The 18669-nt window shown below is 66.5% G+C and carries 18 protein-coding genes; 3 read left to right on the plus strand and 15 right to left on the minus strand.

Annotated elements, in window-relative coordinates; translation table 11 throughout:
- Positions 1 to 51: 51 nt before the first annotated feature.
- The 5 genes from KAK88_RS10860 to KAK88_RS10880 all read right to left on the minus strand — a co-directional run bounded on the left by KAK88_RS10860 (position 52) and on the right by KAK88_RS10880 (position 3593).
- Positions 52 to 1092 carry a rod shape-determining protein gene (locus tag KAK88_RS10860; RefSeq protein ID WP_017504801.1) on the minus strand — a complete coding sequence of 347 codons (1041 nt, stop codon included), beginning with the start codon at positions 1090 to 1092 and terminating at the stop codon, positions 52 to 54.
- A gap of 220 nt (positions 1093 to 1312) precedes the next feature.
- On the minus strand, positions 1313 to 1768 hold the full coding sequence (locus tag KAK88_RS10865) for a hemerythrin domain-containing protein (RefSeq protein ID WP_242076651.1): 456 nt from the start codon (positions 1766 to 1768) through the stop codon (positions 1313 to 1315).
- Between the two features lie 73 nt (positions 1769 to 1841).
- The gene (locus KAK88_RS10870) at positions 1842 to 2555 is read right to left on the minus strand and encodes a TVP38/TMEM64 family protein (RefSeq protein WP_242076652.1); all 714 of its coding nucleotides are present in this window, start codon (positions 2553 to 2555) and stop codon (positions 1842 to 1844) included.
- A 4-nt stretch (positions 2556 to 2559) separates the two neighbouring features.
- A complete protein-coding gene (locus KAK88_RS10875; protein WP_242076653.1) occupies positions 2560 to 2985 on the minus strand; it encodes a hypothetical protein in 426 nt (141 codons plus the stop codon).
- Positions 2982 to 3593 carry a hypothetical protein gene (locus KAK88_RS10880; protein WP_242076654.1) on the minus strand — a complete coding sequence of 204 codons (612 nt, stop codon included), beginning with the start codon at positions 3591 to 3593 and terminating at the stop codon, positions 2982 to 2984. The genes KAK88_RS10875 and KAK88_RS10880 overlap by 4 nt, the downstream gene beginning before the upstream one ends.
- Before the next feature lie 99 nt (positions 3594 to 3692).
- On the opposite strand from KAK88_RS10880, the gene KAK88_RS10885 reads away from it, so the two are divergent.
- Positions 3693 to 4898: a pyridoxal phosphate-dependent aminotransferase gene (locus KAK88_RS10885; protein WP_242076655.1), complete on the plus strand. Its 1206-nt coding sequence runs from the start codon at positions 3693 to 3695 to the stop codon at positions 4896 to 4898.
- A gap of 39 nt (positions 4899 to 4937) precedes the next feature.
- Here the strand turns inward: KAK88_RS10885 and KAK88_RS10890 are convergent, their stop codons facing one another.
- From KAK88_RS10890 to serS, 8 genes are all read right to left on the minus strand, one after another.
- A complete protein-coding gene (locus KAK88_RS10890; protein ID WP_242076656.1) occupies positions 4938 to 5225 on the minus strand; it encodes a hypothetical protein in 288 nt (95 codons plus the stop codon).
- An 86-nt stretch (positions 5226 to 5311) separates the two neighbouring features.
- Complete coding sequence (gene secF / locus KAK88_RS10895; protein ID WP_242076657.1) at positions 5312 to 6301, minus strand: protein translocase subunit SecF; 990 nt, start codon at positions 6299 to 6301, stop codon at positions 5312 to 5314.
- The gene (gene secD, locus KAK88_RS10900; RefSeq protein WP_055804957.1) at positions 6301 to 7893 is read right to left on the minus strand and encodes a protein translocase subunit SecD; all 1593 of its coding nucleotides are present in this window, start codon (positions 7891 to 7893) and stop codon (positions 6301 to 6303) included. The genes secF and secD overlap by 1 nt, the downstream gene beginning before the upstream one ends.
- Before the next feature lie 36 nt (positions 7894 to 7929).
- Positions 7930 to 8241, minus strand: a complete 312-nt coding sequence (gene yajC, locus KAK88_RS10905; RefSeq protein WP_017504795.1) for a preprotein translocase subunit YajC — start codon at positions 8239 to 8241, stop codon at positions 7930 to 7932.
- 103 nt (positions 8242 to 8344) lie between these two features.
- Positions 8345 to 9424, minus strand: a complete 1080-nt coding sequence (locus KAK88_RS10910; protein WP_242078588.1) for a peptidoglycan DD-metalloendopeptidase family protein — start codon at positions 9422 to 9424, stop codon at positions 8345 to 8347.
- Between the two features lie 198 nt (positions 9425 to 9622).
- Positions 9623 to 10267, minus strand: coding sequence for a protein-L-isoaspartate(D-aspartate) O-methyltransferase (locus KAK88_RS10915; RefSeq protein ID WP_242076658.1), 645 nt, complete (start codon positions 10265 to 10267; stop codon positions 9623 to 9625).
- A complete protein-coding gene (gene surE, locus KAK88_RS10920) occupies positions 10264 to 11058 on the minus strand; it encodes a 5'/3'-nucleotidase SurE (protein ID WP_242076659.1) in 795 nt (264 codons plus the stop codon). Before surE ends, KAK88_RS10915 begins: the two co-directional genes overlap by 4 nt.
- Entirely contained in the window at positions 11058 to 12458 is a 1401-nt protein-coding gene (serS, locus tag KAK88_RS10925) for a serine--tRNA ligase (RefSeq protein WP_242076660.1), read from the minus strand. The genes surE and serS overlap by 1 nt, the downstream gene beginning before the upstream one ends.
- Before the next feature lie 774 nt (positions 12459 to 13232).
- Between serS and KAK88_RS10930 the strand changes: the two genes are divergently transcribed.
- Positions 13233 to 14963 (plus strand): patatin-like phospholipase family protein, encoded by a 1731-nt coding sequence (locus KAK88_RS10930; RefSeq protein WP_242076661.1) that lies wholly within the window; start codon positions 13233 to 13235, stop codon positions 14961 to 14963.
- A 1-nt stretch (position 14964) separates the two neighbouring features.
- On the opposite strand, the gene KAK88_RS10935 is transcribed toward KAK88_RS10930, so the two are convergent.
- Together KAK88_RS10935 and KAK88_RS10940 are read right to left on the minus strand one after the other, a co-directional pair.
- On the minus strand, positions 14965 to 16770 hold the full coding sequence (locus KAK88_RS10935; RefSeq protein WP_242076662.1) for an aminopeptidase P family protein: 1806 nt from the start codon (positions 16768 to 16770) through the stop codon (positions 14965 to 14967).
- Positions 16771 to 16779: 9 nt separating this feature from the next.
- On the minus strand, positions 16780 to 17643 hold the full coding sequence (locus KAK88_RS10940) for a 50S ribosomal protein L11 methyltransferase (RefSeq protein ID WP_242076663.1): 864 nt from the start codon (positions 17641 to 17643) through the stop codon (positions 16780 to 16782).
- A 184-nt stretch (positions 17644 to 17827) separates the two neighbouring features.
- Here KAK88_RS10940 and KAK88_RS10945 point away from each other — a divergent pair, with 184 nt between their 5' ends.
- On the plus strand, positions 17828 to 18433 hold the full coding sequence (locus KAK88_RS10945; RefSeq protein ID WP_242076664.1) for a hypothetical protein: 606 nt from the start codon (positions 17828 to 17830) through the stop codon (positions 18431 to 18433).
- Positions 18434 to 18669: the final 236 nt, after the last annotated feature.

Genomic DNA, 18669 nt, shown 5'->3' on the forward strand with positions numbered 1-18669 from the left:
AGGCTAGACAAGGATTTGCAGCCAAGCTTTCACCCGGCCGCAACGGGCGGATCAGAGCGCGGAGTCGAGCACGCCCTTCATCCAGCGCGGGTGCTCCAGCACGCGGCCGCAGCCGATGGCCACGCACGACAGCGGATCGTCGGCGACCGAAACCGGCAGGCCGGTGTGATCGCGAATCTCGACGTCCAGACCGCGCAACAGGGCGCCGCCGCCCGTCAGCATGATGCCCTTGTCGGCGATGTCGGCGGCCAGTTCCGGCGGGGTGGCTTCGAGCGCGACCTTCACGGCCTCGATGATCTGGGTGACCGGCTCGGCCAGGGCTTCCGCCGCCTGACGCTCAGAGATGCGCACTTCGCGAGGCACGCCCTGCATCAGGTCGCGGCCCTTGACCTCGATCGACAGGCCTTCGCCGTCGGCCGGGATGCGGGCGGTGCCGATGTCCTTCTTGATGCGTTCGGCGGTCGTTTCGCCGATCAGCAGGTTATGGTTGCGGCGCATGTAGCTGATGATGCTGTCGTCCATCTTGTCGCCGCCGACGCGGACCGAACGCGAATAGACGATGCCCGACAGCGACAGGACGGCGACTTCGGTCGTACCGCCGCCGATGTCGACGACCATCGAGCCGGTCGGCTCGTGGATCGGCAGACCGGCGCCGATCGCGGCGGCCATCGGCTCGTCGATCAGGCCCACGCGGCGCGCCGAGGCGTTCAGGCAGCTGTCGTTGATCGCGCGACGCTCGACCGCCGTGGCGCCCGAGGGCACGCAGACGATGATCTTCGGGTTCACGAAGCCCTTACGGTTATGAACCTTGCGGATGAAGTGCTTGATCATCTCTTCGGCGACTTCGAAGTCGGCGATGACGCCGTCGCGCATGGGGCGGATCGCCTCCATGTGGCCCGGCGTGCGGCCCAGCATCTGCTTGGCTTCGATGCCCACGGCGTGGACGACCTTGCGCCCCCCGACGTTTCTCAGCGCCACGACCGACGGCTCATTCAGGACGATGCCCTTGCCCTTCATGTAGATCAGGGTGTTGGCGGTGCCCAGGTCCATCGCGATGTCGTTGGAGATCGCGCCGAAAAGGGAGAAGCTCATGGGAATCGATACCGTTGTTAGCTGGCAGGGCGTCTTGATGTCTCAGTCGACCTGGCGACGCCCCAACTGCCCTGACATCCCCACGCCGGACAGTTCCTGATCGTCTTCGCCACGCCTACTAGCGGCGGGTTTGCCCGTATGAAACCGGGATTACAAGCCCCGATGACAGTGTCGTCATATGCAGAGGGCTATCGAGGCGCGACGCCTGTGGACGCCATGACTAGAAGGCCGCCCTGCTCCGCCCATGTGCGCCGACGTCGAAATTCGTGGCGGCCAGCATCGTCGGATACAGCGTGTCTTCCTCGCGCGCGACCCTGTGCGCCAGCGCGCCGATCAACCCCTTGGTCACACCGGCGAACCGGTCACGCTCCGCTAGAATCCGGGCCTGCGTCCATTCCATGAAATAGTGCGCCCAAACCCCGCTGAGCGCGCCCATGTCCTCGACATAGTGCTGCGCAAGGTCGCGAACCGACACATCGTCGGACTGCATCAGGACAGGGTAGAGTTCACCGTCCTCAATCGCGAGATGCTCGGTAAGGGCGACGTTCAGCGCGCTCATCAACTCGCGGGCGCGTGTCGCATCATCCGATGTTTTTAGAACAGCGGCGATCCCGCCCAAGGCGCTGGCCAATCGTATGATCCGGCCGTGCTGCGTTTTTAGAACCTCGACATCCATAGCGATGCCTCCCACAAGCCATAATGCAACCTGTGGGTGAAGAGACTCTAAATAGCAGGCTAAGCAAATTCCCTCAGTCGCCGCGCGCGATCTCGCGCCGCTTGACCAGTTCACGCACCACCAGCATCAGCGCCAGCCAGGCCAGCGCCACGCCAGCCAGTATGGCCGAGGTCCAGATGCCGTCACCGCTGACCGCCGTCATGAACGATCCGCCAAAGAAGGCGACCAGAGCTGTCTTCGGCAATACGCCCAGCGCGCACCCCGCCAGAAAGCCCGGGAAAGACGCCCTCGCCGCCCCGAACGCCATGTTGACGACGATGAACGGCGCAGAGGGCACGTTGCGGATCATGAAGCTGGCGTAGAAGGCGTTCTTGCCGACGAACCGCGTCAGCCGTCCGACCGTCTTGCCGCCGTGCCGCGCCAGCAGCCGCGCCGTGGGTCCGCGTCCCAGCCAATAGGTCACGCCCGCCGACACGACCGTCGCGATCCAGCTGTAGAGGAAGCCAAACCACGGCCCGAACGCCACGACGCAGGCGGCGATCAAGATGAACTGCGGCGCCCCAAAGAAAGCCGAGACCGTGAACACCACGATGGCGGCGACCAGGCCCCAAGGCCCTTGGCGGAATCCGGCCAGCCAGTCTTCCAGCCGCCCTTCGGCCTCCAGCCCCAGTTGGCTCTTGCCCACAGCGAACAGGGCGATCATCGCGCCCAGCAGCAGGGCCGTCGCCAGCACGGCGCGCCAGCGACGCGCCTCCATGTTCGACAGGAAATCGAAAAACCGACTCATGACGTCAGTCCGTGACGGAGAACGGCTCCACGGTCCAGCGTTCCAACATCCATTCCGATAGATTGGGGTCCCAGACCCAGATCTGGCGATAGGGCGCAGTACGACCGCCTTCCGCTTCTACTGCGCCTTCGATCTCCGCTCGTGTTCGACTCAGCCCGCGGAATTTTGTCGGCCGAAACGACATCGGTGTTTGGCCCAGTCGCGCCACAATCGCCTCAGCCACCCGGTTGTCGCGTCCCCGATCCGTCGTTGTCACCTCGCCTTGCCAGTCCAGCGTCGGCGATCCGTTTGTGCCGAGATAGGCACGCCAGACACCGGGGTCTTTGGGATCGAGCCCATAGCGCGGTCGCCCCTCGGATTGCCGGTTCCAGAGTGTGGCCGCCGCGAAGCGATCCCCTTCTAGTCCGAGGCAAGTCTCCAGAATGGTCACGCTGTTTCGCTGATTTTTTCGTCAAGCAGTTGGCACGGCCCCAAGGCTTCAACTGCCCGCTTCGCCAGATCAAAGGCGTAATCCACGGTCAGTTCGCCGTCACAACCGCTTTGTGTCGCCCTTCGAACCGGTTCGGTCTTGTGGCGCGCGACCTGGCTATTGGCCATTTCGACCGAAACGACCCAGGCATGCAGACAAATGCTCGCCATGGACGGCGGCGAACCTGCAGCATTTGGCTGTGACGGCAATGGCGCCAAAACACGATCCGCGAAGCGAGACCCTGCGACGATCGCGTCCCAGCTTTCAGGACCGACCGGCGCCGTCAGCTTGCGGTCGTTCGTGCCGGAAACCTCAACCGTTGGATCCTGTCCTGGCCGTCTCACGAAAGCAACAACAGGCAAATCGCGCCCGTATCCGTCCACATAACGAGCGCGGTAGACTTCTGACTCGCTTCGCGCCTCCTCTTCTATCGAAGCTATGCTGAGCAGGTTCTCGACCCGAGCTCGATCCTCCGCCGCGCAACGGTCACGCCAGTTGTCGTCGCGGCAGGCCCGAGGCGGCTCGGCTTGGCTCGTAAACAAGGCGGCAAGAAAAGTCGCGATCAGCATTCTTCATCTCCGACACGTCGGATCATTTGCGCATGCAGTTCTGCGCACGTAAACAACCCCGCCTCCCCGGCAAAAACTTCCAAAACCACGGGATAGTTCATGTCCAGCCTGCAATCTTCCGCCCTCGCCCGCGTCAAGCCCTCGGCCACCATCGCCGTCACCGCGCAGGCCCGGAAGCTTAAAGCCGAAGGTCGCGACGTGATCGGCCTGGGCGCCGGCGAACCGGACTTCGACACCCCCGAAAATATCAAACAGGCCGCGATCGACGCGATCAACCGCGGCGAGACGAAATACACCGACGCCGACGGCATGCCCGAACTGAAGGCGGCCATCGTGGCCAAGTTCAAGCGCGAAAACGCTCTCGACTATACGGCGGCCCACATCCACGTCGCGCCGGGCGGCAAACCCGTCATCTTCAACGCCCTGGTCGCCACGCTGAACCCCGGCGACGAAGTCATCGTGCCCGCCCCCTACTGGGTCAGCTATCCCGACATGGTGCTGCTGGCCGGCGGGGAGCCCGTGACCGTGGTTGGCGAGGAGAAGGACGGTTTCAAGCTGCTGCCGGCCGTGCTGGAGGCCGCGATCACGCCCCGCACCAAGTGGCTGATCCTGAACAGCCCGTCCAACCCCACCGGCGCCGCCTACACCCGCGCCGAACTGGAAGCCTTGGCCGAGGTCCTGCGTCGCCACCCCCACGTTTGGGTGCTGACGGACGACATGTACGAGCACCTCGTCTATGGCGACTTCGAGTACACCACCATCGCCCAGGTGGCGCCGGACCTAATCGATCGCACCCTGACGGTCAACGGCGTCTCCAAGGCATATGCCATGACTGGCTGGCGCATCGGCTACGCCGGCGGGCCCAAGCCGCTAATCGATCTCATGCGCAAGGTGGCCAGCCAGACCACGTCCAATCCGTCCAGCATCAGCCAGTGGGCGGCCGTCGAGGCGCTGAACGGCCCGCAGGACTTCATTCCCGAGCGCAAGGCCGCATTCGAGAAGCGCCGCGATCTGGTCGTGTCGATGCTCAACCAGGCGGCTGGCGTCACCTGCGCCACGCCCGAGGGCGCGTTCTACGTCTATCCGTCGATCGCCGCACTGATCGGCAAGACCACGGAAACGGGCGTGGTCATCGACGGCGATTCCACCTTCGCCGCCGAACTGCTGAACGCCGAGGGCGTCGCCGTCGTCCAGGGCGAGGCTTTTGGCCTCAGCCCCTATTTCCGCATCAGCTACGCCACCTCGGACGCCGTGCTGGAAGAAGCCTGCACCCGCATCCAGCGCTTCACCGCCTCGCTGCGCTGATCGACGAAGGGCGGAGGCTCCGGCCTCCGCCCGCCTGCCCTATTTGACCGGCTGGCTGTAAACCACCCGGCAGTCGCCATCGATGGTCGTGTAGCGGTTGTTCGATGCGTCCACGAAGGCGATCCGGCCGCCGTCGTTGTACTCAACCTTGCCCGTCGATCGTCCCTTGAAGTTCTCCACCCCATAGGTCCAGCAAGTGATATCCGCCGGCTTGTCGCCCCAGGTGGCGTCATTGCGCGCCCGCTTGCTGTCGGTGCAGGCGGACAGTCCGCCGGTCAGGGTGCCAGTCAGGGCGAGGGCGGCGGCGGTATAGACGAATGCTTTCATAGGCTCAGCCTTGCACGGACGCCGACCAAGGAAAAGGCCGCCCCGGCGATGCCGGGACGGCCCAACTTTCGACGATAGCGCTCGACCTACGGCCGGCTGGCCATGCCCAGCTTCACAGGCTTGGCTTCGTCAGCCAGGGCACCGCGCTTGACGCCCCACAGCAGGATGATCGGCGCGCCGACATAGATCGACGAATAGGTGCCGATGATGATGCCGAACATCAGGGCGATGGAGAAGCCGAACAGGGCCTCGCCGCCGAAGATGGCCAAGGCCGCCAGCACCATGACGGCGGTCACGCCGGTGATGATGGTCCGCGACAAGGTCTCGTTCAGCGACAGGTCGATCACGTCGCGCAGCGGCATGGTCTTGTACTTGCGCAGGTTCTCGCGAAGGCGGTCGAACACGACGACGGTGTCGTTCATCGAATAGCCGATGACGGTCAGGACGGCGGCGACCATGTTCAGGCTGAACTCCAGCTTGAACAGCACGATCAGCCCGAACGTCAGGATCACGTCGTGCAGCAGACCAACCACGGCGCCGAAACCGAACTGCGGCTCGAACCGGAACCAGATGTACAGGAACATCAGGCCGATCGCGACGCCCAGAGCCAACAGGCCCGAGGTGAACAGCTCGCCCGACACCTTGGAGCCGACGACGCTGACGCCCGAATAGTTGACCTGACCGACCGCGCCGCTGATGGCGCCCTCGACCTGGTTGACCACCTGGGTCTGATCGCGGCCTTCCGGCACCTGGAAGCGAAGAATGGCGGTCGAGCCGTCATCGACATTGGTGTCGCGGCGCGCGATGCCCTGAACCTGGACGTCGCCCAGGTTCAGGCCGTTCACGGCCTCGCGGACCCGATCCAGCTCGATCGTCTGGCCCGCCGGCTTGGACACTTCCATCGAGGCGCCGCCCCGGAAGTCGATGCCCATGTTCAGGCCGGGATAGAAGCAGGACACGATCGCCGCGACGCACAGGATCACCGACAGAACGCCGGCGAACCGCGCATATTTGACGAAGTGAAAATTCGTCTTCTGCGGCAGCAGTTTGATGAGGGGCCATCCACGCATCGCCATCACTCCGCGATCGGCAGTTTTTTGGGCTTGGCCGTCTTGAGCCAGTAGCCGAGCAGGACCTGGGCGACCAGGACCGACGAGAAGACCGAGGTGAACACACCGATGGTCAGGGTCCAGGCGAACCCGCGAACCGGGCCTTCGCCGAACACGAACATGATGCCCGCCGCGACCAGGGTGGTCAGGTTGGCGTCGATGATGGTGCCCATGGCCTTGTTGAAGCCGGCGTCCATCGAGGCGATGACGCTGCGGCCCGCCCGGGCCTCGTCACGCATCCGCTCGTAGATCAGGACGTTGGCGTCCACCGCGACCGCGAAGGTCAGGATCAGACCGGCGATGCCGGGCAGGGTCAGTGTCGCCTGGGTCAACGACATGGCCGCTACGATCAGCACGCCGTTCAGCACCAGGCCAACCACAGACACGCCGCCAAACAGCAAGCCGTAGGCCAGGATCATGAACAGCACGATGATGGCGAAGCCGACGGCGGTTGACAGGGCGCCGGCCGCGACCGCGTCCGCACCCAGTTCGGCCGTCACGGTGCGGCGCTCCTCGACGTTCAGCGGCGCCGGCAGGGCGCCCCCGTTCAGCAGGTTCACCAGCGTCGCCGCTTCCTGGATCGAGAAGTTGCCGGTGATCTGACCCGAGCCCGAGGTGATCGCGCTCTGGATCGTCGGGGCCGAGATGACCTTGCCGTCAAGGATGATGGCGAAGGGCTTTTGAAGGTTGGCGGCGGTGGCTTCACCAAAGCGACGCGCGCCGGCGCCGTCGAAGCGGAAGTCGATGGCCGGGCGGCCGCTCTGGTCCGAACCGACGCCGGCGCGGGTCAGGTTCTCGCCCGACACCAGCACGCGCTTCTTGACCAGATAGGGCGTGCCGTCCTCGCCTTGCAGCAGTTCGGAATCGGGCGGCACACGGCCGGCCAGGGCGTCCTGGACCGAATTCTCGACGTCCACCATCTGGAAGGTCAGCTGCGCCGTCTGGCCGATGACTTCTTCCAGCTTGCTCGGATCGCTCTCGCCCGGCGCCTGGACCACGATCCGGTCGGCGCCCTGGCGGGTGATGGAGGGTTCGCGCGTGCCCAGGCTGTCGATCCGGCGGCGCACCACCTCGATCGACTGGTCCACGGCCGTCGCGCCCATGCCGTTCAGCGCGGCGTCGGTATAGGCGAACCGGATGCGGTTATCGCCCAGACGCGTCGCGGTGCGTTCCGCTTGGCCGCCCGGTCCGACCTGACCGCCCAGTTGCTGCAGCGCCTTGAACGCGGCATCGCCCTGAGCCGGATTGGCCAGGGTGACGACCACGCCGCCGGCTTCACGCTGGAAGCCGTTGGTGGCGACGCCCGCACCGTTCAGCGTGACCCGAACGTCTTCGATCAGGTTGGTGACGCGCTTCTCGCGCATCGCCGGCACATCGACTTCCAGCAGCAGATACGAACCGCCCTGAAGGTCCAGCCCCAGGTTCAGCTTGTTCTTGGGCATGAAGCCGGGCAGCGCCTCGCGCTGCTGATCCGACAACAGGTTCGGGAACGCCAGCAGACAGCCGAGAACGGCCGCGACGACGACGAGAATGACTTTCCAGCGCGACAGCTGAATCATGAGGGCGGTCCAGGTATCGGCGGATACGCGAGCGTATCAGGCCTTGGAATCGTTGGCGGCGATGGCGGTGCGGTTGCGCACCTCGGCGATCATGGCCTTGACCACGCGCACGTTGACGCTGGGCGCGATCTCGACGTTGACCTCGGCCTCTTCGACGCGGGTGACCTTGCCGATCATGCCGCTGCCCAGGACGACGGTGTCGCCACGCTTGACGGCGGCGATGGCGGTCGCGTGTTCCTTGGCGCGCTTCTGCTGCGGACGGATCAGCAGGAAGTAGAACAGGATGAAAATACCGATGATGGGCGCAAACCCGATCAACTGCGCCGTCAAGCCGCCTTCAGCGCCCATGGGTCGTCTCCGAACATAGAAGGGTAGCCCTCGTCGGAGCCCCCATTAAAACGAGGCGCGGAACCTAGGGCCGCGCCTCGCAGATTGCAACGCGGCGAAAGCGCTACCTGGGCAACACTGTCAAAGGATCGACGGCGACCGGATCGTCGCCGCGCATCTGACGGGTCTCGAAGTGGATCGAGGGGCGTCCGTCACCGGCCGTCAGCCCCACGGTGCCGATCTGCTGGCCCGCGCGCACGTCGTCGCCATCCTTGACCGTCGCCGAACCCAGATGGCCATAGACCGTGCGCCAGCCGTTGGCGTGCACGATCAGCACCGTCAGCCCCTGCCCCACCAGATCGCTGCCGACATAGGCCACGCGCCCGGCCGCAGAGGCGCTGACCGTCGCGCCGGCCGAGGCGCCGATATTGATGCCGTTGTTCCGCTCGCCCATGCCGACCGGGCCGAAACGCCGCACGATGTCGCCGCGCACGGGCCACAGCAGGTTCGGCTGACCGGCAGCGGCGCCGGCGGCGTTGGTCTGTTCGACAGGTCGCGTCTGGACCGGCAGCGCCGCATTGCCCGAGGGCGGCGGCGGGGGCGGCGGCACGGCGCCGTTGTTGGGCACCAGCACGCCGACGGGCGAGGCGCCGGTCGCATAAGGATCGCGGCCGGTATCCACCGCCGCTTCAGGCAGGATGATTCGCTGGCCCGTCGTGATCGCCCCGCGCGGGCCCAGGCCGTTCAGGTCGATCAGCGTCTGCACCGGGGTCTGGAAGCGGCGCCCCACGCCCGAGATCGTGTCGCCCGGTTGGATCACATAGGCCGCGCCCGGCCGCACCGGGGCCGACGACGACGGATAGGACGGCGGCGTATAGGCGGGCGGCTGCGACGCCGGCGGCTGATAGGTCGGTTGGCTCGGACCGACATTGACCGTAGGCGGCAAGGCTCCGCCGTCCACCTGACCGATCGGCGCCGTCGCGGGCGGCGGCGATTCATAGGGGGCCGGCCGATAGGGCTGGTTCGAATTCTGGCCGGCGTTCGGATAGGCCGGCTGCTGAGTATAGACGCCCTGCCCCGGACCATAGGCCGGCGCCGGGTTCGCATGCGTCGAATAGCGCGGCTCCGAAGGATAGCTGATGCAGGCCGCCGTGCTCAACGCCGCCCCCGCGACCAGAACCGCTCTCATCCAGCCCGAAATCATCGCCACCGGCTGCTCCCATTCGTGGTTAAACTCGCCCGCCCGGTGTGCCCGCTCGCGCCCCATAAGCCAACCCCGCAAACCGCACGGAATTGGGGCGCGAAGGTTAACGAGCGGAACCAGGGGTGATTAGTGAGTGGTGATTCGTGAGCAGTCGCCCTCTGGCACCCTAGTCACCACTCACTATTCACGAGTGACCCTTCACCCCTCCTTCGCCGTCCCCTCGACCAGGGGCACGAAACGCACTTCCGTCAGGCTTTCGCGGTGGAAGGACCCGTCGCCCTGTCCGACGTAGCGATGCAGCATCTGCACCGACGTGCGTCCCACAGGCGCGACCAGCACCCCGTTCGGCTTCAGCTGTTTCAGCAGTTCGGTCGGCTCGGTCGGCGAGGCGGCCGTGACCATGATCCGGTCGAAGGGCGCCTGTTCGGCCCAACCCAGGCCGCCGTCGCCGTGCTTGGTGATGACGTTCTCGATCTTCAGCACCCGCAATCGGGTTTCCGCCTCGACCAGCAGACTGCGATACCGCTCCACCGAATAGACATACCGCGCCAATCGGCTCAGCACCGCGCACTGGTATCCGCTGCCCGTGCCGATCTCCAAAACCCGATGACGCGCCTGCACCTCCAGCGCCTGAGTCATCAGTCCGACGATATAGGGCTGGCTGATCGTCTGGGCACAGTCGATCGGCAGGGCCTGATCCTCCCACGCCTGATCCAGAAACTTCTCATGCACGAAGACCGCGCGGTCGATGCTCTCCATCGCCTTCAGCACGCGCGGATCCGTGACCCCCTGCTGCCGCAGCGACAGGATCAGCCGCCCGGCCCGGTCGTCGTGCAGGTTCATGCGGCGGTCGCCACAGTCTTGGGCGGCGCTCCGCCCAGCACCTTCTTCAGGTCATGCACGCTGGTCATGTGCGTCAGGTCGATATGCAGCGGCGTGACCGAAATCCGCCCCTCCTCGATGGCCCGCAAATCCGTGCCCTCGGCATGCTCCTGCTTTTCGTCCCGGAAGCTCATCCAGTAATAGTCCCGTCCGCGCAGGTCCGTGCGCCGCACCGCGTGCATCTCGCCGACGTTGCGGAAGCCTTGGGTCGTCACCTCGACCTGATCGACGGCTTCGGGCGGCCGGTTGGGGAAGTTCAGGTTCATCACCACCCCGTTCGCCCATTTCTGGTCCAGCAGCCTGCTGATGATCGCAGGCGCGAAGGCTTCCGCCGTCTCCCAGTGCGCGACCACCTCGTCGTGGAACCGCTCCAGGCTCTGGCTCAGGGCGATGGAGCGGATGCCGAACGCCATCCCCTGCAAGGCGCCCGCCACCGTGCCGGAATAGCTGACGTCCTCGCCGATATTGTGCCCGCGATTGACGCCAGACAGCACCAGATCGGGCTTCTCCGGCATCAGATCGTTGACCGCCAGCACGACGCAGTCGGTCGGCGTCCCCGTCACCGCGAACCGCTTCTCGCCCAGGTTCAGCACCCGCAGCGGTTCGGTCAGGGTGATCCCGCGCCCCTTGCCCGACTGCTCGACCGCGGGCGCACACACCCACACGTCGTCGCTCAGGGTCCGCGCGATCCGCTCTAGGCACTCCAGGCCTTCGGCCTCGATCCCGTCGTCGTTGGTCAGAAGAATTCGCATCAGCCGCCCACGAACTCCACACCGCCCATATAGGGCTGCAACACCTTCGGCACGGCGATCCGTCCGTCGTCCTGCTGATAGTTTTCCATGATCGCCACCAGCGTCCGGCCGACCGCCAGGCCCGAGCCGTTCAGCGTATGGACGAACTCGGTCTTCTTCTCGCCGGCCCGCTTGAACCGCGCATCCATGCGCCGCGCCTGGAAGTCGCCGCAGTTCGAGCAGCTGCTGATCTCGCGATAGGTCCCCTGGCTGGGCAGCCAGACCTCCAGGTCGAAGGTCTTCTGCGCCGAAAAGCCCATGTCGCCCCTGCACAGCAGCATCCGCCGGAACGGCAGCTCCAGCGCCTTCAGCACGGCCTCTGCACATTTCGTCATCCGCTCATGCTCGGCGTCTGAGTCCTCCGGCCGTGCAATCGACACCATCTCGACCTTGGAGAACTGGTGCTGACGGATCAGCCCGCGCGTATCGCGCCCCGCCGACCCCGCCTCGGCCCGGAAGCACGGCGTCAACGCCGTCATCCGCACCGGCGTGGCGAGGTCGTCCTCGGACAGGATGGTCTCGCGCACGAGGTTGGTAAGGGAGACTTCGGCTGTGGGGATAAGCCAATGATGAGTGCGATTTCTCAGTTGCTCGAGGATAAATTCCAGCTGCCCCTGCACGACGCCAAGATTGTCGCTGCTGCCTTGAGGCGCAGCTTTCAGCCAAACATCTTCTTCAATCACACTCGAGGCATTGAATAGGTCGTCAGCAAACTTCGGCAACTGCCCGGTCCCGAACATCGCCTCGTCCCGAACCAGCAGCGGCGGGTTCACTTCCAGATACCCATGCTGGTCCGTCTGCATATCCAGCATGAACTGCCCCACGGCCCGTTCCAGCCGCGCGAGTTGCCCCTTCAGCACTGCGAACCGCGCGCCCGACATCTTCGCCGCCGCCTCAAAGTCCAGCATCCCCAGGGCCTCGCCCAGGTCGGCATGATCCTTGGACGGCCCCGTCCGACGCGGCTCGCCCCAGGTCGAGACCTCGACATTGCCCGCCTCGTCCTCGCCGTCCGGCACATCCTCGGCCGCCAGGTTCTTCTGCGCCGACAGCAGGTCGCGCAGTTCCTTGCCAACCCGCGCCTCGACCTCGGCCGCCGCCGCGATATCGCCTTTCAGCGCCTCGACCTCGGCCTTCAGCCGGTCGGCCTCGGCCATGTCCTTGCGCCCCATGGCGGCGCCGATCAGCTTGGAGGCCGCGTTGCGCTTGGCCAGGGCGTCCTGACCCGTCGTCTGGGCGTGGCGCAGTTCGCCGTCCAGCCGCAGGATGTCCGCCACCAGCCCGTCTGCCTCATCCACCCCGCGCGACGACCAGCCCGCCACGTAAACCTGGGGGTTCTCGCGAATGGCTCTGATGTCGTGCATGGTCTGAAACTTCGGCTAGGCGGGAGAAGCCGAACGCTCTACCCGCCCACGCGGAATCGGGCAACGCGGGAAGCTCGCATCATCGTCTCCTCCCCGCTCTGCGGGGAGGGGGACCGCGAAGCGGTGGAGGGGCTCTTAACGTCTCACGGGCGCCTGCGATGCAGTGAAGAGCCCCTCCGTCTCTCCGCTATGCTTCGAGCCACCTCCCCATGAATGGGGAGGAGACGATGCTCCGCCATCGCAATGTCGCTGGTCCATCCGAAGCGATTTCAACCGCTTGCCGATTTATGTCCCCCGTCTCCCGTCCACGAGGTCAAACGACCCCATAATAGCCCCGTCTCGTCGCATGGAGGGCTCGCCTGGCCTGCGACCTTGCGGCGGCGAGAGCGGATGGAACGGGGGCGATGGTGAAATCCCATCGCGGCGCCGGGGCTGATCGGCCGGGGAATCGCCCCGGCGTCCGCAGTCGCGTCGCAGGGTCGAGGGGCATACTCGCCCAAACGGGGATCGGGGATCGCTGCTCCGACCCGCCCGTCGCAGGCTTATGGGGTTAGGCGATGAGACCGCCACCGCTCGGCGCCCCGAGCTTGCAGGCCAACCTTCCGCGCGGAGCGTCATACCCTTCGTCGAAACGGTAACACCACAACAGAACTCCGGGCGAAGGCCCGGTGCTCCGCCCAGCCCTCTTTCAACCTCGTGGCGAATGCCCGAGGGCGCCTTCGCACGTCCAAACATCCCATTCACCCGCCCTAGAATCGCGCCTACAACCGAACCATGGCCACGCTTCGCCCCGACACGCTGGCGACCTCGCTCGCGCGCATCTTCGAAGGTCGCATGGTCGACCGGGCCAGCTGGTTCGCGCTGACCGGCGGCGAGCCCCTGTTCACCGAGGGCGATCCGGCCGACACCCTGTATCTGGTGCGCTCCGGCCGTCTGGGCGTGTTTCGGATGGAAGCGGATCAACCGCCGCACATGCTGGGCGTGGTCAAGGCGGGCGAGCCGGTGGGTGAGATGGCCATGCTGGCCGGCACGCCGCACACCGCCACCGTCGTCGCCCTGAGGGACAGCGAGATTCTGGCCCTGCCGCGCGAAGCCTTCTTCGAGGCCGCCCGCACCGAGCCGGACCTGATGGTCGAACTGTCGCGGCTGATGATCCACCGCGCCCGCGAACGCACGGCCGGCGCGTCCGAGCCCAGCGTCTTCGGCTTCGTCTCGGCCCGCCCACGCCCCATCCGCGCCTTCGTCGAACGCATCGCCGCCGCCATCCAGGCCATGGGTTTCACCTGTCAGGTCATCGACCAGTCGGCCCTGGCCTCGGCGTCCGAGTGGTTCAGCCGGGTGGAGGGCGACCACGACTATGTCCTTTATGTCGCCGAACAGGATCAGCCCGCCTGGGCCAGTTTGTGCGCGCGTCAGGTGGACCGGATGTTCATCGTCGGCAGCGGCCTTCTGGCGCCGCCGTCCGCCGTGCCGCGCCGGGCGGGCTTCGGCGACGGCCGCCGCCTGACCGACCTGATCCTGCTGCGCGATCCGCGCATGCATCATCCGGCCAACACCCGCGTCTGGCTGGATGCGCTACAGCCCGATCGCTGGTTCCATTGCGTCGAAGGACTGGCCAAGGACGCCGAGCGGATCGCCCGCGTCGTCACCGGCACGGCGGTCGGCCTCGTCTTGTCCGGCGGCGGCGCGCGGGCCTATTGCCACATCGGCGCGATCAGGGCCCTGGAAGAGGCCAAGGTCCCCATCGACTTCGCGGGCGGCGCCTCCATGGGCGCGGTCGTCGCGGCCGGCCCGGCCCTGGGCTGGTCCTTCGAACGGCTGGATTTCGAGATTCGGCGCGCCTTCGTCGAGTCCGATCCGCTGTCGGACCTCGCCGTGCCGATCATCGCCATGTCCCGCGCCCGCAAGGTCGCCCGTTTGCTGGAGCAGGCTTACGGCGACATCGATCTGGCGGACCTGGCCCTGCCCTTCTTCGCCGTCTCTTCGAACCTGACCTCGGGCCGAATCGAGGCCCATCGCACGGGCCTGATGCGGCGGGCCATGCGCGCCTCCATCGCCATTCCCGGCGTCCTGCCGCCGGTCGTGATGGACGGTCAGGTGTTGGTGGACGGCGCCGTTTTGAAGAACTTCCCCACCAGCGTCATGCGTCAACTGAACAGCGGCCCGATCATCGGCGTCGACATGTCCCAGACGCGCGGCGTCGATCCCCAGGCGCTGGAGAATCCGCCGTCCTGGTGGAAATGGGTCCTGTCCGGCGCCTGGAAGGCCGGCCCGCCCATCGTTTCCATCCTGATGCGCTCGGCGACCATCACCACCGACGCCGAGATGACCCAGTCGCGCGCCGACGCCGACATTCTGGTCCTGCCTCATGTCGCCGGCAGCGACATTCGCGACTGGAAGACCTACGACGGCCCCGTCGCCACAGGCTATGAGGCGATGAAGGCGGCGCTTGCCGAACTGACCGTCCCCGTCACCCACCTGCGGCGACGGGTTCCGGTCCTTTAGGTCACAGCGGCGCGCAGGCCCGCTTTAGCCAGTCCAGCGCCTCGCCGTCGATCAACGGCCCGACCTTGGCCAGCGTTTCGGCGTGATAGGCGTCGATATAGGCCCGCTCGTCCGGCGTCAGCATCTCGACCGCGATCAGCTTGCGATCGATGGGCGCGAACGTCAGCTGCTCGAACCCGTGCATCGGTCGCTCGCCGCCCTCGGGGACCACCGCCGGCGTCACCACCTGCAGGGTCTCGATGCGGATGCCCCAGTGGCCTTCGCGGTAATAGCCGGGCTCGTTGGACAGGATCATCCCTTCCAACAGCGGCTGGGACGTGCCCCATTTCGCGATCCGCTGCGGCCCCTCGTGGACCCCCAGATAGCTGCCGACGCCGTGACCGGTGCCGTGATCGTAATCCAGCCCCGCCGCCCACATCGGCGCCCTGGCGATAGCGTCCAGCGCCATGCCGCTGGTCCCGGCCGGGAAGCGGATCGTCGCCATGGCGATATGCGCTTTCAACACCAGCGTGAACTTGTGGCGCTGGTCCTCGCTCGGCTCGCCCACCGCCATGGTGCGGGTCACGTCGGTCGTGCCGTCCAGATACTGGCCGCCGCCGTCCACCAGCAGCAGCGAGCCCTTCTCGACCTTGCGAATGCTGGCGCCGACCGGCTTGTAATGCGGCAAGGCCCCGTTCGGCCCAGCCCCGGCGATGGTGTCGAAGCTCAGGTCTTTCAGCGCGCCGGTCTCCTCGCGGAATCGCTCCAGCGCCTCGACCACTTCGCGCTCGTCCGGCAGGGTCTCCTGCACCACGGTGTCGACCCAGTGCAGGAACCGGCTCAGCGCCGCGCCGTCGCGGATATGCGCCTGACGGCTGCCCTCAATCTCCACCGCATTCTTGGCGGCTCGAGGAATGGCGCAGGGGTCCATAGCCCGCACCACCGTCGCGCCCGCCGCGTCCAGCCGGTCGAAATACCAGGCCGAGGACAGAGACGGATCGATCATGACCTTTTGGCCCGACAGCCCGTCCAGCGTCGCAGGCAGCTGCTCGGTCGCCTCGATGCGAACATCGTCGCCCAGCCAGCCCGGCAAAGCATTCGTCACCTTGGCCGGGTCCAGGAACAGCCGCGCCTTGCCGTCCGCCGCCAGAATGGCCTGACCGATCGGCAGAGGCGAACGGATCACGTCCCCGCCGCGCACATTGAACAGCCAGGCGATCGACATCGGCGCCGTCAGCACCACCGCATCTGCGCCGGCGTCCGCCACGGCCTTGCCGATCCGCGCCCGCTTCGTTGCATGGCTCTCTCCGGAATAGGCGTCCTCATGCGGCACGACCGGCGCCGTCGGCTGGGCCGGACGATCGGCGCCCCAGGCCAAATCCAGCGGATTGGCCTCCACGGCGCGCAACTCGGCCCCCGCCTTCTGCGCCGCCGCCTTCAATGCCACGAGCGCGTCGGGGCTGTGCAGACGCGGATCGTAACCGATCACCGCCCCCTTCGCCGCCGTCTCCAGATAGGCGGCGACCTCGGTCAGATCGCGCTGCTCGAAAAGCGCCGGATCGGTCTGGGCCTTCACCTGAACGGTGTAGCGGCCGTCGGTGAACATGCTGGCCCGATCCTGGAACACCACCGCCGCCCCGGCCGAGCCGGTGAAGCCGGTCGCCCAGGCCAGGCGCTCGTTCGCGTCCGGCAGATATTCGTTCTGATGCTCGTCCTCATGCGGGATCAGAAACCCGTCCAGCCCCTGCTTGGCCATTTCGGCGCGCAGCAGCGGCAGGTGCTTGGCCCCAAAGGACGGGTCGGTCGTCTCGTCAAAAGTCTGGCGCATGATCGATCCTCAGCCCTTGCGCAGTTGCAGGGCGCTCCAGGCGTCGTGATGGATGGTCTGCTCGACCGTAAAGCCCAGCGGCAGATAGGCCTCCAGCACACGCTCTTCCTGCGTGCGCAGCAGGCCGGACAGAATCGCGACCCCGCCGCTCTTCAGCGCAGCCCCGATCTCGGGCGCCAGATGCACCAGCGGCGCGGCCAGGATGTTGGCGAACACCAGGTCATAAGGCTGATGCTGGGCGATGCGCGGATCGCTGAGACCATCGGCGAAATAGAAGTCGCACTTGGCCTCATTGATCTCGGCGTTCTCGTTGGCGATCCGGGCCGAGGGCTCGTCGATGTCGGTGCCGACGGCGATGGGCGTGCCCGTCTTGGCCGCCGCGATCGCCAGCACGCCCGTGCCGCAGCCCACGTCCAGCACCTTATCGAAGCTTTCGGTCTCCAGCAGCTTGTCGAACGCCTCCAGGCAGCCGACCGTCGTGCCATGGTGACCCGTGCCGAAGGCGGCGCCGGCGTCGATCTTCAGCGTGACGCGGCCTTCGGGCACCTTGCCCTGATCGTGCGCGCCATAGACGAAGAACCGTCCGGCCTCGACCGGCGGCAGGCCCGACAGCGACATGGCCAGCCAGTCAGCGTCTGCCAGCTTCTCCACCAGCACCGTCACCGGATAGCCCGCCAGCACCGCCTTCAGCCCCTCGACCTCGTCATCGGTCGTGGGGAAGGCGTCGATGCGCCAGACGTCATTGTCCTCGTCCTCTTCCAGGATCGAATAGGTCGCGCCTTCCAGTCGCGGATCGGCGTCTACGGCCTCTGCGGCGGCCTCGGCGGCGGCGCGCGGGCCGCGTGCGATTATCTGAAGTGCGGACTCGGACATTTTTCAAACACCGGTAATATGGCGAATCGTAGCGATCCGGTGCTGAACGCCCGTCGCCGCCGCGTTTTTATCAAACCGAGGGGTCGGGGAATACATGGCCAAGTCACCGTCTACGTCTAAACCTGCGTCGCCAAAGCCGGCGACCGCCGCTTCCAAGCCTAAAGCCGCGCCGAAGTCGAGCGCCGTGAAGATCGCCGCCGAGAAAACCGCTGCGCCCAAGGCCGTGGCAAAGCCGGCGGCCGCTGCGCCGAAGCCCGCCGCCGCCAAGGCTGTCGCACCCAAGGCTGCGGCGCCCAAAACCGCCGCCCCCAAGGCTGCCGCTAAGCCGGTCGCCGCCAAGGCCGCAACCAAGCCGAAAACCGCCCCTGCCCCCAAGGCGGCTCCAAAAGCCGCGTCCAAAGCCGCCGCCCCCAAGCCCGCCGCCGCCAAGACCCCAGTGAAGGCTGCGGCTCCGAAAGCGGCCGCCGCGAAGGCGACGACGGCGAAGCCCGCAGCGACCAAAACCGCTGCGCCCAAGGCCGCCGCTTCGAAACCCGCCGCCGCCCCGAAGGCTGCGCCTGTCGCCAAGCCGGCCGCAGCAGCGCCCAAGCCTGCGGACCCCGTCGCCGCGCCCAAGCCCGCCGCTGCGCCCGCACCCGCTGCTGCGCCCGCCGCTGCGGCGCCCGCGCCGATGCCGGCTTCCGCTGCCAAGCCGGTCGAAGCCCCCAAGCCGGCGCCGGCGCCCGCCGCCAAGCCCGAGGAAAAGGGCTTCTTCGCCAAACTGGGCGACATGATCTTCGGCAAGCGCTGATCGCACTTTCTCTCTGATCCAGCAGATCGCCGGACGGCTCGCCCGTCCGGCGATTTTCGTTTGCGGGCCGCATTTTACGGCCGGCGACCTGCTGAGCGAAAAACCAGGAATACTTGACTTCTGCGCAGGGGCTTCTATATGCCCCCCCCAGCCTCGGGACAGGTCTGCGATACGCGCCGCCCGCTCGCCCGAAGAGGGGCGGTTCCGTCGCTGCTATGCACGCAGACGCTTTCTCT

It is taken from the genome of Brevundimonas diminuta, from assembly GCF_022654015.1.
In the GTDB taxonomy this organism is placed as follows: Bacteria; Pseudomonadota; Alphaproteobacteria; order Caulobacterales; family Caulobacteraceae; genus Brevundimonas; species Brevundimonas diminuta_C.

What these genes read in the sequence shown, in the direction of transcription:
- KAK88_RS10935 (WP_242076662.1), bottom strand. Translation starts at nt 16,770, where the DNA reads ATGCGCCAGACTTTTGACGAGACGACCGACCCGTCCTTTGGGGCCAAG.
- serS (WP_242076660.1), bottom strand. Translation starts at nt 12,458, where the DNA reads ATGCACGACATCAGAGCCATTCGCGAGAACCCCCAGGTTTACGTGGCG.
- KAK88_RS10860 (WP_017504801.1), bottom strand. Translation starts at nt 1,092, where the DNA reads ATGAGCTTCTCCCTTTTCGGCGCGATCTCCAACGACATCGCGATGGAC.
- secF (WP_242076657.1), bottom strand. Translation starts at nt 6,301, where the DNA reads ATGGCGATGCGTGGATGGCCCCTCATCAAACTGCTGCCGCAGAAGACG.
- KAK88_RS10865 (WP_242076651.1), bottom strand. Translation starts at nt 1,768, where the DNA reads ATGGATGTCGAGGTTCTAAAAACGCAGCACGGCCGGATCATACGATTG.
- KAK88_RS10915 (WP_242076658.1), bottom strand. Translation starts at nt 10,267, where the DNA reads ATGAACCTGCACGACGACCGGGCCGGGCGGCTGATCCTGTCGCTGCGG.
- KAK88_RS10885 (WP_242076655.1), top strand. Translation starts at nt 3,693, where the DNA reads ATGTCCAGCCTGCAATCTTCCGCCCTCGCCCGCGTCAAGCCCTCGGCC.
- KAK88_RS10910 (WP_242078588.1), bottom strand. Translation starts at nt 9,424, where the DNA reads ATGATTTCGGGCTGGATGAGAGCGGTTCTGGTCGCGGGGGCGGCGTTG.
- KAK88_RS10880 (WP_242076654.1), bottom strand. Translation starts at nt 3,593, where the DNA reads ATGCTGATCGCGACTTTTCTTGCCGCCTTGTTTACGAGCCAAGCCGAG.
- KAK88_RS10940 (WP_242076663.1), bottom strand. Translation starts at nt 17,643, where the DNA reads ATGTCCGAGTCCGCACTTCAGATAATCGCACGCGGCCCGCGCGCCGCC.
- surE (WP_242076659.1), bottom strand. Translation starts at nt 11,058, where the DNA reads ATGCGAATTCTTCTGACCAACGACGACGGGATCGAGGCCGAAGGCCTG.
- KAK88_RS10870 (WP_242076652.1), bottom strand. Translation starts at nt 2,555, where the DNA reads ATGAGTCGGTTTTTCGATTTCCTGTCGAACATGGAGGCGCGTCGCTGG.
- KAK88_RS10930 (WP_242076661.1), top strand. Translation starts at nt 13,233, where the DNA reads ATGGCCACGCTTCGCCCCGACACGCTGGCGACCTCGCTCGCGCGCATC.
- KAK88_RS10890 (WP_242076656.1), bottom strand. Translation starts at nt 5,225, where the DNA reads ATGAAAGCATTCGTCTATACCGCCGCCGCCCTCGCCCTGACTGGCACC.
- secD (WP_055804957.1), bottom strand. Translation starts at nt 7,893, where the DNA reads ATGATTCAGCTGTCGCGCTGGAAAGTCATTCTCGTCGTCGTCGCGGCC.
- yajC (WP_017504795.1), bottom strand. Translation starts at nt 8,241, where the DNA reads ATGGGCGCTGAAGGCGGCTTGACGGCGCAGTTGATCGGGTTTGCGCCC.